We start from the raw sequence: 12,410 nt of genomic DNA, 5'->3' as shown, positions 1-12,410 counted from the left end.
GACGATTAGCGAAAGCCGCGATGACGTCCAATCTCCCCCCTTGTGGGGGAGATGTCCGGCAGGACAGAGGGGGGCGCTGTCCCGCCGGCATCTCGCGAAGAGATCAGCTCACGAGAGCTTCGCAACAATCGCGCGCAGCGCTTTGCCGAAGCGCCTGATCTCCTCGACGGTGTTATAGTGGACCAGCGAGGCGCGGATGGCGCCGCTGTCCATCGACAAATTGAGGCGCTTCATCAGGCGCGGCGCGTACATGTGGCCGTCGCGGATGCCGATCTGCATGTCGGCCATCTCCTCGACGATCCGCTGCGGCGACAACTTGCCGATGTTGAAGCAGAAGGTCGGCACGCGCTCATGGATGCGGCCCTCGTCGGCCACACCATAGATCGTCGCGCCGCAGTTCTTGAGCACGCCGAGCATCTCGCGCGCTAAAAGCAACTCGTAATCACGGATGGCGCCCATGCCGGCGACGATGTTGTCGCGCCGCGAGCGGTTGTTGGAGGGCGCGAGATTGCGGCCGATCAGCTCCAGATACTGCACGGCCGCGTCCATGCCCGACACGTTCTCGTAGATGAAGGTGCCGGCCTCGACCTTGTAGGGCGGTTCGTCCGGGATGAAATCCTCGCGGAACGTCGGCAGCCGCTTCAATGTCTCGAAGCGACCCCACAGGAAGCCCATATGCGGCGAGAAGTTCTTGTAGCCGGAGCAGACGAGGTAGTCGCAGTCCCAGGCCTGCACGTCGATCAGCCCGTGCGGTCCGTAATGCACGCAATCGAGGAACACTTCGGCGCCGACCGCATGCGCGATTTCAGCCACGGAAGCGACATCGACGATCGAGCCGATCGAATGCGCCGTCACCGTGCAGGCGACGAGGCGGGTGCGCTCGGAGACCAGCGGGCGCAGATCGTCGACATGCAGATTGCCGTCCTCGCGCATCCGCCACCACTTGAATTTGGCGCCGGCGGATTCCAGCGCGAGCCACGTCGCGATGTTGGCATCGTGGTCCATGTCGGTGATGACGATCTCGTCGCGCTCGCCTTCCGTGTCCTTGGCAAGCATCTGGCCGATACCGAGGCTGACCAGTCGGATGAACGAGGTGGCGTTCATGCCGAAGCAGATTTCCGCCGGGCTGTAGGCGTTGATCAACAAGGCCACGCTCTCGCGCGCGTCGGCGACCGACTGGTCGACGGTGACGCTGCGGCCATAACGGCCGCCGCGCTGCACATTGTGTGAAACCAGATGGTTGGTCACCGCGTCGAGCACGCTCTGCGGGATCTGCGCGCCGGCGGCGTTGTCTAAGAAGATGAAATCGCCGGCCCGCTGCAGAGCGGGAAACATGGCGCGGATGGCGTCGACGGGGAACGCGGCGGCGCTCGCATTGTCGGTTTGGTGCTTGTTCACGGGCAGGCTCCTGCGAAGGACTTGGTCGGGGTGGAATCGGTTGGCGAAGTCAGCGCGTCTTCTCAGTCTTGAAGCGGTCTTCAAGCAGGCTGACGAGACGGACCATCGGCCAGAGGAAGATGAGATAGACCAGCGCAGCGCCGATCAGCGGCGAAGGATTGGCGTAGAGCGATTGCGCATTGGTTGCTTCCTTGAGCAACTCCGGCAGCGCCACGGTCGAGGCGAGCGAGGTGTCCTTGAACATCGAGACGCAATTGCTGGTCATCGGCGGAATGACGACACGCACCGCTTGCGGCAGCACCACCTTGCGCAGGGTCAAAAGGAACGGCAGGCCAAGCGCCTGCGAGGCCTCGAACTGGCCGCGCGGAATGCTCTCTATGCCGGAGCGGAACACTTCGGCGGAATAGGCCGACATGATGATGGCGAACGCCGTCACCGCGGACGCCCAGGACGACAGGCGGATGCCGAGGAAGGGCAGCGCATAGTAGATCAGGATCAGCACGACCAGCACCGGCAGGGCGCGGAAGATGTCGGTGTAGCCGACCGCCAGCCACCGCAGCGGCTTCGGTGCATAGAGCCGCAGCAGGCTGATCACCAGTCCGATGGGGATGCCGATGCCGATGCTCAGGATTCCGAGCAGCAGCGTGTTCAGGAAACCACGCAACAGCGCCGGCAGGCTCGACGCGATGACATCGGCGTTGAAGAAAGTGTCGATCAGCGACATGGGAGCGTTCCCGAGAGCAACGGATGCTCAGGTTGAAACCAGTTGACCCGCGCCTGCAGCGGGATGGCCTGCGGCAGCCAGTGCCGGAGCATGAAAATCGTGCCGGCGTGGAAGGCCGGCACGATGTCAATGCATTGCCGCTCAGGCCTTCGGCAGCGGCATTTCCTTGACGGTCGACGAATCGGCCGGCGCGTCGCTGCCGAACCACTTCTTGTGGATCGCGGCCAGCGTGCCGTCCGTCTTCATCGCGGTCAGCGCGTCGTTCAGCTTGCCGAGCAGCGGATGGTCCTTGGTCATCATCAGGCCGTACTGTTCGCCGGTCTTGATGCGCTGCTTGACCTTCAAATCCTTCATCTTGGTGAAGGAGTATTCCATGCCCGGAATGTCGCTGACGGCGGCATCGACGCGGCCGGCGCTGAGGTCGAGCAGCAGGTTCTGCTGCGTGTCATAGCCCTTCACGTCGCTGAAGCCATCGGCTTCCTGGTGCCCCTTGACCCAGGTCTCGCCGGTCGAGCCTGACAACACGCCGACGATCTTGCCCTTGAGGTCGGCCTCGGTGCTGACAGCGCTGTCGGTCTTCGTCGCGATGCCCATGTCGGAATCATAGTAGGGCTGCGTGAACGACTGCGACTTCAGCCGCTCGGGCGTGATGGTGATCGACGAGATCGCGACATCGATGCGCTTCGAGGTGGTGGCGGCGAACAGCGCCTGGAAACCGAGATCGGCGATGTCGGTGGTCATGCCGACGCGCTTTGCCGCTTCGTTGACGATGTCGACTTCGAAACCCTCGAAGGTGCCGCTCTCGTTCTTGTACTCGAAGGGCGGATTGGTCGGGTAGGCGCCGACATTGAGCACATCGGCGGCATAGGTGGTGGCAGGGCCGGCGGCGATACCGATGGTGGCCGCGAGCAGGATGAGATTGCGACGGGTGAGTTTCATTTGGTGTTCCCTCTGGGGTGTTCCCTCTGGTTGTTGATCGGGCGGGTTCCCCCGCACGGTTTCTTGCCGCCCCACCTCCCAGCGGGACGTCAATTCATGGCAGCGAGCCTGCGCGCGCGATTGGCGAGATTCTTTGCATGCGGATCACGGGCGCGCACGCCATCGAAAGCATAGCGCGCGTTCGACGATGACTGGGCCGGTACAAACGACAAGGACTGAACCCCTCCCACCCCGAACTCGACGACGGACTGGCCGGCAACCCTTTGGCACGGCAGTCGCCCATCGACTTTGAATGCTATCCAAAGTGAGGCGCTTTTCAAGGCGAAAGTTTTAAGCTTAAAAAGCTTGGCTGGCCTGTTGCCTGACCGATACGCCTTTTTGCCGGGCTGCGCCCGTCTCAAGCCAATTCGTCGCGTGCGGCGGCACAGTTGGCCGCGGTGCCGGCGCCAAGAAACATCGTGTCGCTGGCCAGCACGAAGAAACTCGCCCCGATGGCCGCCCATCGGCCGACATTCTGCGGGCTGGCGCAAAATATGCCCGCTGTCCTGCCATGTGCGATCGTCGCGCCGATGATCGTCCGGATTGTATCAGCGAGCTTGTCAGCGCCGTTCGGTCCGACCGCATCGATCGACACCGAGAGATCGCCGGGGCCGACGAAGACCATGTCGACGCCTTCCACGGCCGCGATCGCCTCGATGTTGGCAAGCCCCTCCGCTGTCTCGACCTGGACCGCGACGACGGTCCTGTCGTTGGCGCCGGAAAGATATTCGGGAATGCGATAGCCGTAGCCGGCGGCCCGGCCGGGTCCGACGCCGCGCTCGCCTTTCGGCGGATAGCGAGATGCCTTCACCGCTGCTTGCGCCTGGGCGGCGGTCGAGACGCGCGGCACCAGCACGCCCTGCGCGCCGCTGTCGAGTGCGGCCTGGATGGCTTCCGGCGCATGGCCGGGAACCCGCACCATCGCCGGAACGCGGTGGACATCGGCCGCACGCACCATGGTCTCGATCATGTCGCGCGAAATCTGCGCATGCTCCCAGTCGATGCAGAGAAAATCGAGGCCGGACTGTGCCATCACTTCGACCGCGACGGGATGAGGAATGGCGGCGAAGGAACCGACGAGGTTCGTCTTGCCGATGCATTTCTGGCGGAATTCGCTCATGCCGTCCCCTTTTTCGTGCTGCCTGGATTCATATCCGCAAATCGTCGCCAGACGAAGCTGTTTCATGCTTGAAATATTTTCGCGGGGCCGTAGCGTGCGATCTTCGCCGGGAAGTCGCGACATGAACAAACCACATCCCTTGCACGGCCCCAACAAACTGAAGCTCGGCGTCTTTTCCACCAATGCCGATGGCGGTCTGGCCATCACCGATGTGCCGGAACGCTGGACGGCAAGCTGGCCGGACAATCTGACGGCCGCCCAGATCGCCGACCGCGCGGGGCTGGAGTTCATGCTGCCGATCGCCCGCTGGCGCGGCTTCGGCGGCCGCAACAAGGTGCGCGAATGGTCGTTCGAGACTTTTACCTGGGCGGCGGCGCTGGCCATGGCCACCGACCGGATCGGCTTGTTCATGACCGTGCATGTGCCGCTGGTGCATCCGCTCTATGCCGCCAAGGCGCTGGCAACGGTCGACCACATCAGCCAGGGCCGCGCCGGCCTCAACATCGTCTGCGGCTGGAACCCCAGGGAATTCGGCATGTTCGGCACGCCCTTGGTCGAAAAGGGCTACGACCAGGCTGCGGAATGGATCGAGATACTCGAAAGGCTTTATGCATCGAGCGAGCCTCTCGACTATGAAGGCACCTACTATCGCCTCAAGGAAGCCGTCAGCCGGCCGGCCAGCCTGCAGGTTCCGCGTCCGGTGACCATGAACGCCGCTTTCGGCGGGCCGGGCCGCGATTTCGCCGCCGCCCGATGCGACTATCTGTTCACGACTTTCTCCGAAATGGGCGATGCCGGCAAACATGTCGCCGATATCAGCGAGCGGGCCGACAGAGTGGGCCGGGATGTCGGCGTCTACACCGTGGCGCATGTCGTCTGCCGCCCGACCATGGAGGAGGCGCAGGCCTATTACACGCGCTATGCCGTCGATATGGCCGACCACGACGCGGTCGATGCCCACATGGCCGGCAAGAAGGAATTCTCGCAATCGCACGATCCGTACGCCTATGACCGCTACCGGCAGCGTTTCGCCGGCGGCGCCGGCACTTATCCGCTGATTGGGACGCCGGAAACGATCGCCGCCGACATGGCCGCCATTGCCGGGCATGGCTACCAGGGCATCGCCCTGTCCTTCGTCAATTACACGCAGGAGCTGCCCTATTTCTGCGATCACGTGCTGCCGATTTTGCGGAAGGCGGGGCTGCGCGCATAAATTATTCCGGGAACAACGAATTCTTTATTCCGGACGTTAGTCCGGAATAACCGCCGTCGCCTGGATCTCCACCTTGGCGCGGTTCTCGACCAGCGCCATCACCTGCATGGCGGCCATCGCCGGAAAATGTCGGCCGATCACCTCGCGATAGGCCTCGCCGATCCCCCTGAGATTGGCCAGATATTCGGCCTTGTCGGTGAAATACCAGGTCATCGAGGTGATGTGCTGCGGCGTGGCGCCGGCCTCGGCAAGCACCGCCACGATATTCGCAAGGGTCTGCCGCACCTGGCCGACAAAATCGTCGGTTTCGAACTGGCATTGCCCGTTCCAGCCGACCTGTCCGCCGACGAAGACGAGCCGCCCACGCGCCGCGACGCCATTGGCGTAGCCGACCGGTTTGGCCCAGCCCGCCGGCTGCAAAATCTCGTGCATTTCAAGCCTCCCGGTATTTCAAAAATCCAAGTCTCAAAATCGAATATCTCGCCGTCAGGCCGCGCCCATCACTTGCCGCGCGATGACCACTTTCTGCACGTCCGATGCGCCCTCATAGATGCGCAGCGCGCGGATCTCGCGATACAGGCTCTCGACGATGTGGCCTTTGCGGACCCCGTCGCCGCCATGCAGCTGCACGGCCTTGTCGATCACCTCCTGCGCCTTGTCGGTGGCGAACAGCTTGGCCATCGCCGCCTCGCGCGTCACCCGGGCCGCGCCCATGTCCTTGGTCCAGGCGGCGCGGTAGATAAGAAGGGCCGCCGCATCGACGTCGAGCGCCATGTCGGCGATGTGTCCTTGCACCATCTGCAGTTCGCCCATCGGCGCGCCGAACAGCTTGCGCTCGGCCACCCTCTTGATGCTCTCATCCAGCGCGCGGCGGGCAAAGCCGAGCGCCGCCGCGCCGACCGTCGAGCGGAACACGTCGAGCACCGACATGGCGATACGGAAGCCGTCGCCGGGCTTGCCGATCAGTGCGGTGGCGGGCAGGCGGACCTGATCGAAGGACAGCCGCGCCAGCGGATGCGGCGCGATCACTTCGAGACGCTCGGCGATGCCAAGCCCTTTGGCGTCGCCTGGCACGAGAAAGGCGGAGAGCCCCTTCGCGCCCGGCGCCTCGCCTGTGCGGGCAAACACGACATAGAGATCGGCGATGCCGCCGTTGGAAATCCAGGTCTTTTCGCCCGTAAGGACATAGCCGTCGCCGTCGCGTGTCGCCGTCATCTCCGTGTTGGCGACATCCGATCCAGAGCGCGGTTCCGACAGGGCAAAGGCCGAAATCGCCTTGCCGGCGCGTGTCTTCGAAAGCCATTGCTGCTGCTCCGGCGTGCCGAACAGGCTGACCGCGCCGGTGCCCAGCCCCTGCATGGCGAAGGCGAAATCCGCCAGCCCATCATGCCGCGCCAGCGTCTCGCGCGTGATGCACAAAGTGCGCACATCGAGTGGTCCCGGATTGTCCGTGTCGAGTGCCGTCGGTTTCAGCCAGCCGTCGCGGCCAAGTTTCGCCACGAGTTCGCGGCAGGCGGCATCGACGTCGTGATGATCTACGGGGAGGTTTTGCTGGCACCAGGATTCGAGGCGCTCGGCGAGGTCGCGATGGCGGTCCTCGAAGAAGGGCCAGTTGAGGAAGGAACGGTCAGGCATTGGTGCCTCCGCGGTTGAGGCGTTGCGCTCTACGGCGCCCCCCTCTGTCCTGCCGGACATCTCCCCCTCTAGGGGGGAGATTGGCAGCTTGGGCGCCGGCGCCCATCTTGCGGCGCTGGCGATTGGCGAAAGCGTGCACGACAGCCGATCTCCTCCCTAGAGGGGGAGATGTCCGGCAGGACAGAGGGGGGCGCTGTTCCGCCAGCATTTCTAGCAATGCGCCCATCTCAATTCCCCTCGAACACCGGCTTTTCCTTGGCCACGAACGCCTTGTAGGCGCGCTCGAAATCGCGCGTCTGCATGCAGATCGCCTGCGCCTGCGCTTCGGCCTCGATCGCTTGATCGAGGCCCATCGACCATTCCTGGTTGAGCTGCGTCTTGGTGATGCCGTGGGCGAAGGTCGGACCGGAGACGATGCGCGCCGCCATGTCGAGGGCGTCGGCCTCGAGCGCCGCCGCATCGACCAGCCTGTTGTAGAACCCCCAGCGCTCGCCCTCGGCGGCCGTCATGGTGCGGCCGGTGTAGAGCAGTTCGGCGGCCCGACCGTGGCCGATGATGCGCGGCAGGATCGCGCAGGCACCCATGTCGCAGCCGGCAAGACCGACGCGCGTGAACAGGAACGCGGTCTTGGCTTCCGGGGTGGCGATGCGGATGTCGGAGCTCATGGCGATGATGGCGCCGGCGCCAACCGCGACACCATCGACCGCCGCGATGATCGGCTTGCCGCAATTCAGCATCGCCTTGACGAAATCGCCGGTCATGCGGGTGAAGGCCAGGAGCTCTTTCATGTCCATCTTGACCAGCGGACCGATAATGTCGTGGACATCGCCGCCGGAGCAGAAATTGCCGCCGTTGGACAGGAACACGACGGCATCGACATCGTCGGCATAGACGAGGTCGCGGAACGTATCGCGCAGTTCCGCATAGCTGTCGAAGGTCAACGGATTCTTGCGCTCCGGCCGGTCGAGCCGGACCTTGGCGATCCTGCCCTCGACTTCCCAGAGGAAATGCTTCGGCTTGAGCCCGGCCATCCCGGTCATTCGCGTCCCTCCCAGTTGCTGCGGAACGAGGTCAGCATGCCGGTCAGCCGGCGTGCGTCGTCCTCGCTGACCTTGCCCAGCAATTCGCCGATCCAGCCCTCATGCGCGGCGGCGATGGTGGCAAAGGATTTGGTGCCTTCATCGGTCAGCCGCACCATAGAGGTGCGGCGGTCGCCATTGCGGCGCGCGCGGGCCACCAGCCCTTCTGACACGAGCCGGTCGACAATGCCGGTGACGTTGCCGTTGGACACCAAAAGGAAGCGCGACAGGTCGCTCATCAGCATGCCTTCCGGCGCACGATAGAGTGCGGCCATCACGTCGAAGCGCGGCAGCGTCGTGTTGAAGTCCTTCTTCAGCCGCTCGCGCAGTTCGGCCTCGATGGTGCGCGAGGCACGCAGCAGCCTGATCCACAGGCGCAAGCGGTCCTTGCCGGCTCCCGATGGCGCGGGCAGGGGGCCGGCTACCATGTTTCACCTCCCGAGATGGAAATCGCCTGTCCGGTGATCGATTGCGCCGCATCGCCGCACAGCCACAGCACGGCGGCGGCGACCTCTTGCGGCTGGATGAAGCGGCCTTGCGGATTGGTCGAGGCAAGGCTCGTTCGCGCCTCGCCGGCCGAACGGCCGGTCTTTTCGATGATGCGCTGGATGGACTGTTCCAGCATGTCCGTCTCCACGAAACCCGGACACACGGCATTGACGGTGACGCCGGACTTGGCCGTCTCGGCGGCAAGAGCCCGCATCAGGCCGACGACGCCATGCTTGGCTGCGACGTAAGGCGCGACATAGGCGTAGCCCTTCAGCCCGGCTGTGGATGCGATGAACACGATCCGCCCTGCCTTGCGCGCAGCCATCCTGGCCAGTGCCGGCTTCACCGTCAGGAAGGCGCCGGTCAAATTGACGTCCAGCGTGCGCTGCCAATCGGCGAGCGTCGTCTTGTGCGCCGGCGTGCTGCCGGCCATCCCGGCATTGGCAACGACGATGTCGAAGGCCCCGCGCGCGGCTTCTGCCGTCTCGTAGAGCGAGGACATGGACTCCTCATTGGTGACATCGGCGGTGATGCCAAAAATGCGGTCACTTTCGCCGGCCACCTTGGTAAGCTCGGCCTCACGGCGACCGCAAATGGTGACGTCGATGCCGACGCCCGCCAGCGCCAGCGCAATGGCCCGGCCGACACCGGAACCGCCACCGGTGACCAGCGCATGCTTGCCGGGGATCCCGGTCGCGCCCGTCATACTTTCAGCCCCGCGGCGGCATCGCGCTCGGCCAGGCGGTAGAGCTGGTCGCGTCCGGGCAGATAGGGATCCGGCCATTTCACGCCGCGGTCGCCGAGCGTCACGGCGGCGTGCAGCGTCCAGTAGGGGTCGGCGAGATGCGGCCGGGCCAGGGCCACCAGATCGGCGCGGCCGGCCATCAGGATCGAATTCACATGGTCCGGCTCATAGATGTTGCCGACAGCCATCGTCGCCATGCCGACCTCGTTGCGGATGCGGTCGGAAAACGGCGTCTGGAACATGCGGCCATAGACCGGCTTCGCCAGTGCCGATGTCTGGCCGGCCGAGACGTCGCAGATGTCGACGCCGGCCTCATGCAGCAATCTTGCGATCTCGACCGCGTCGGCCGGTGTCACGCCTTCGATGCCCACCCAGTCATTGGCCGAAATGCGCATCGAGATCGGCTTTCCCGCCGGCCAGGCGGCACGCACCGCGCGGAAGATTTCGAGGGGATAGCGCATGCGGTTTTCCAACGAACCGCCATATTGATCCGTGCGCCGGTTGGTGACCGGCGTGATGAAGGACGACAAGAGATAACCGTGCGCGGCATGGATCTCGAGCATGTCGAAGCCGCAGCGATCGGCCATCTCGGCTGAGGCCACGAATTCGTCGCGCACTTTGTCCATGTCGGCGCGGTCCATCGCCTTCGGCATCTGATTCTGCGGCGACCACGCGACGGCGGAAGCCGCCATGACCGGCCAGTTGCCCGAGGTCAGCGGCACGTCGGTGCCTTCCCAGCCGAGCCGGGTCGAGCCCTTGGCGCCGGAATGGCCGATCTGGGCGCAGATCTTCGCTTCGGTCTCGGAGTGGACGAAATCGACCAGCCGCTTCCATGACACCTCATGTTCTGGCGCGTAGAAACCGGGACAGCCGGGCGTGATCCGCCCCTCGGGGCTGACGCAGGTCATCTCGATATAGATGAGGCCGGCGCCGCCCTTGGCGCGCTCGGCATAGTGGGTGAAATGCCAGTCGGTCGGGCAGCCGTCGACCGCCTTGTACTGCGCCATCGGCGAGACGACGACGCGGTTGCCGAGCTGCATGTCGCGTAGCTTGAACGGGGCGAACATCGGCGCGCGGCGCAGGCTGTTGCCGCCGGCGCCGGCCTGGCGCTGGAACCATTCTTCCGCGCCACCCAGCCATTCGGCATCGCGCAGCCGCAAATTCTCGTGGCTGATGCGCTGCGAACGGGTCAAAAGCGAATAGTTGAACTGCACCGGATCGAGGCCGAGATAGCGCTCGACTTCCTCGAACCATTCCAGCGAATTGCGCGCCGCCGATTGCAGCTTCAGCACCTCGGTGCGGCGCGCATCCTCATATTTGCGGAAGGCGGCGTCGAGGTCGGGCTCGGTCTCGACATACTCGGCCAGCGCCACGGCGCTTTCCAGTGCGAGCTTGGTGCCGGAACCGATCGAGAAATGCGCCGATGCCGCCGCGTCACCCATCAAGGCCAGGTTCTTGTACGACCAACGTTCGCAAAGAACGCGCGGGAAATTGATCCAGGCCGAACCACGGATATGGTTGGCATTGGTCATCAGTGCGTGGCCGCCAAGATGTTTGGCGAAGATCTTCTCGCAGACGGCGATCGATTCCTGCTGCGTCATCGCGCCGAAGCCGAAGGCAGCCCAGGTCTGTTCGCTGCACTCGACGATGAAGGTCGCGGTGTCGCTGTCGAACTGGTAGGCGTGCGCCCAGACCCAGCCATTTTCGGTCTTTTCGAAGATGAATGTGAACGCGTCGTCGAATTTCTGCTTGGTGCCGAGCCAGACGAACTTGCATTTGCGGGTGTCGATGTCGGGCTTGAAGATATCGACGAAGCTGTTGCGCGCCCTGGAGTTCAGCCCGTCCGCGGCAACGACCAGATCATGCGTCTCCATGTAGGCTTTGGGGTCTGCGATGTCGGTCTCGAACATCAGCTTGACGCCGAGTTCGCGCGCGCGCCGCTGCAGCAGGATCAACAGCCGCTTGCGGCCGATGCCGCAGAAACCGTGGCCTGAGGAGACCGTGCGCACGCCATCATGGATGACCGCGATGTCGTCCCAATAGGCGAAATGCTTCTTGATCCAGACGGCGCTCACCGGGTCATTTTTGGCGAGGTTTTCGAGCGTCTCGGCCGACAGCACGACGCCCCAGCCGAATGTGTCGTCGGCGCGGTTGCGCTCGTATACCGTCACATCATGCGCGGCATCCCTGAGCTTCATCGAAATGGCAAAGTAGAGGCCGGCTGGTCCGCCGCCGAGAACCGCAACCTTCATCCGTGCGATCTCCTCTTCGCTTGCTGCATCTCAAGTATCGCGCCGGAAGCCAGATATTTCAAGCTTAAAGTTTTATGCCGAAATCATTGGTCAACAGCGCGGCGGTGCGTTTGCGTGTCCATCCGCAAGCGCACCGCCAAATATCACTTTTCCGGGTTCTTCGGGCTCCACAGCACTGTCTCGGCGCCCTTCTCATAGGCCATCCCCGTGGGATAGCTGATCGCTTCCAGTTGCAGTCCCCATGGCGCCTGGAAATAGAGAATGGTCTGGCCGGCGGCGGGCCCTTCCTTGACTGGCAATGGACCCAAGCGTGTCTTGACGCCCTTGCCGTCGAGATAGGCTTTGGCGGCGGCGACATCGTCGACATAGAAGGCGATGTGGAAGCCGCCAATGTCACTGTTCTTAGGTGTCAGGTTCTTCTGGTCGGGTGCTGTGTATTTGAACAGCTCGATGTTCGATCCATAGCCGCAGCGGACCATGGTGACCTGCTCGATGACGGCCTTGGGATCGACACCCAGGAGATCCTGCATGAAGGTGCCCTTGTCGTCGGCGAACGGACCGAACGACATCGCCTTCTTGCAGCCGACGACTTCGGTGAAGAAGTCGACCGCTTGCTTCATGTCGGGAACGGTGATGCCGGTGTGGTCGTGCCCGCGCATGCCCGGGATCGAACTGGCGCTGGCCATGCCGGCGCTGCCGAGCGTCGCGGCGGCGAGCGTTGCAATTCTAAGTATCGTCTTCATGTCGGTCCTCTCCATTTGGCGGAACTTGGGTCTT

At 63.9% G+C, this 12,410-nt stretch carries 12 protein-coding genes; 1 reads left to right on the top strand and 11 read right to left on the bottom strand.

From position 1 onward, the window contains the following. Positions 1–108: 108 nt before the first annotated feature. From LB577_RS31015 to LB577_RS31000, 4 genes are all read right to left on the bottom strand, one after another. Positions 109–1,398, bottom strand: a complete 1,290-nt coding sequence (locus tag LB577_RS31015) for a cysteine desulfurase-like protein (RefSeq protein ID WP_224690226.1) — start codon at positions 1,396–1,398, stop codon at positions 109–111. Positions 1,399–1,447: 49 nt separating this feature from the next. Continuing rightward, positions 1,448–2,122: an amino acid ABC transporter permease gene (locus tag LB577_RS31010; protein ID WP_023766380.1), complete on the bottom strand. Its 675-nt coding sequence runs from the start codon at positions 2,120–2,122 to the stop codon at positions 1,448–1,450. Between the two features lie 141 nt (positions 2,123–2,263). Beyond that, a complete protein-coding gene (locus tag LB577_RS31005) occupies positions 2,264–3,061 on the bottom strand; it encodes an ABC transporter substrate-binding protein (protein WP_224690225.1) in 798 nt (265 codons plus the stop codon). Positions 3,062–3,458: 397 nt separating this feature from the next. Beyond that, a complete protein-coding gene (locus LB577_RS31000) occupies positions 3,459–4,220 on the bottom strand; it encodes an HpcH/HpaI aldolase family protein (protein WP_224690218.1) in 762 nt (253 codons plus the stop codon). 121 nt (positions 4,221–4,341) lie between these two features. Here LB577_RS31000 and LB577_RS30995 point away from each other — a divergent pair, with 121 nt between their 5' ends. Then, on the top strand, positions 4,342–5,433 hold the full coding sequence (locus LB577_RS30995) for an LLM class flavin-dependent oxidoreductase (protein WP_224690217.1): 1,092 nt from the start codon (positions 4,342–4,344) through the stop codon (positions 5,431–5,433). A 36-nt stretch (positions 5,434–5,469) separates the two neighbouring features. On the opposite strand, the gene LB577_RS30990 is transcribed toward LB577_RS30995, so the two are convergent. From LB577_RS30990 to LB577_RS30960, 7 genes are all read right to left on the bottom strand, one after another. After that, positions 5,470–5,865 (bottom strand): RidA family protein, encoded by a 396-nt coding sequence (locus LB577_RS30990; RefSeq protein WP_023766384.1) that lies wholly within the window; start codon positions 5,863–5,865, stop codon positions 5,470–5,472. A gap of 54 nt (positions 5,866–5,919) precedes the next feature. Continuing rightward, complete coding sequence (locus LB577_RS30985; RefSeq protein ID WP_224690216.1) at positions 5,920–7,068, bottom strand: acyl-CoA dehydrogenase family protein; 1,149 nt, start codon at positions 7,066–7,068, stop codon at positions 5,920–5,922. Between the two features lie 227 nt (positions 7,069–7,295). Then, complete coding sequence (locus LB577_RS30980) at positions 7,296–8,108, bottom strand: enoyl-CoA hydratase family protein (protein ID WP_224690215.1); 813 nt, start codon at positions 8,106–8,108, stop codon at positions 7,296–7,298. Further along, positions 8,105–8,575, bottom strand: a complete 471-nt coding sequence (locus LB577_RS30975) for a MarR family winged helix-turn-helix transcriptional regulator (protein ID WP_224690214.1) — start codon at positions 8,573–8,575, stop codon at positions 8,105–8,107. The genes LB577_RS30980 and LB577_RS30975 overlap by 4 nt, the downstream gene beginning before the upstream one ends. Next, positions 8,569–9,342: an SDR family NAD(P)-dependent oxidoreductase gene (locus LB577_RS30970; protein ID WP_224690213.1), complete on the bottom strand. Its 774-nt coding sequence runs from the start codon at positions 9,340–9,342 to the stop codon at positions 8,569–8,571. Before LB577_RS30970 ends, LB577_RS30975 begins: the two co-directional genes overlap by 7 nt. Further along, the gene (locus LB577_RS30965) at positions 9,339–11,633 is read right to left on the bottom strand and encodes a bifunctional salicylyl-CoA 5-hydroxylase/oxidoreductase (RefSeq protein ID WP_224690212.1); all 2,295 of its coding nucleotides are present in this window, start codon (positions 11,631–11,633) and stop codon (positions 9,339–9,341) included. The genes LB577_RS30970 and LB577_RS30965 overlap by 4 nt, the downstream gene beginning before the upstream one ends. 143 nt (positions 11,634–11,776) lie before the next feature. Beyond that, entirely contained in the window at positions 11,777–12,376 is a 600-nt protein-coding gene (locus LB577_RS30960; RefSeq protein ID WP_224690211.1) for a VOC family protein, read from the bottom strand. Positions 12,377–12,410: the final 34 nt, after the last annotated feature.

The organism is Mesorhizobium sp. B283B1A (assembly GCF_020165735.1).
GTDB lineage: Bacteria > Pseudomonadota > Alphaproteobacteria > Rhizobiales > Rhizobiaceae > Mesorhizobium > Mesorhizobium opportunistum.
This window is presented reverse-complemented; position numbering and strand designations above follow the sequence as displayed.

What these genes read in the sequence shown, in the direction of transcription:
- LB577_RS31010 (WP_023766380.1), bottom strand. Translation starts at nt 2,122, where the DNA reads ATGTCGCTGATCGACACTTTCTTCAACGCCGATGTCATCGCGTCGAGC.
- LB577_RS31005 (WP_224690225.1), bottom strand. Translation starts at nt 3,061, where the DNA reads ATGAAACTCACCCGTCGCAATCTCATCCTGCTCGCGGCCACCATCGGT.
- LB577_RS31000 (WP_224690218.1), bottom strand. Translation starts at nt 4,220, where the DNA reads ATGAGCGAATTCCGCCAGAAATGCATCGGCAAGACGAACCTCGTCGGT.
- LB577_RS30995 (WP_224690217.1), top strand. Translation starts at nt 4,342, where the DNA reads ATGAACAAACCACATCCCTTGCACGGCCCCAACAAACTGAAGCTCGGC.
- LB577_RS30990 (WP_023766384.1), bottom strand. Translation starts at nt 5,865, where the DNA reads ATGCACGAGATTTTGCAGCCGGCGGGCTGGGCCAAACCGGTCGGCTAC.
- LB577_RS30985 (WP_224690216.1), bottom strand. Translation starts at nt 7,068, where the DNA reads ATGCCTGACCGTTCCTTCCTCAACTGGCCCTTCTTCGAGGACCGCCAT.
- LB577_RS30980 (WP_224690215.1), bottom strand. Translation starts at nt 8,108, where the DNA reads ATGACCGGGATGGCCGGGCTCAAGCCGAAGCATTTCCTCTGGGAAGTC.
- LB577_RS30975 (WP_224690214.1), bottom strand. Translation starts at nt 8,575, where the DNA reads ATGGTAGCCGGCCCCCTGCCCGCGCCATCGGGAGCCGGCAAGGACCGC.
- LB577_RS30970 (WP_224690213.1), bottom strand. Translation starts at nt 9,342, where the DNA reads ATGACGGGCGCGACCGGGATCCCCGGCAAGCATGCGCTGGTCACCGGT.
- LB577_RS30965 (WP_224690212.1), bottom strand. Translation starts at nt 11,633, where the DNA reads ATGAAGGTTGCGGTTCTCGGCGGCGGACCAGCCGGCCTCTACTTTGCC.
- LB577_RS30960 (WP_224690211.1), bottom strand. Translation starts at nt 12,376, where the DNA reads ATGAAGACGATACTTAGAATTGCAACGCTCGCCGCCGCGACGCTCGGC.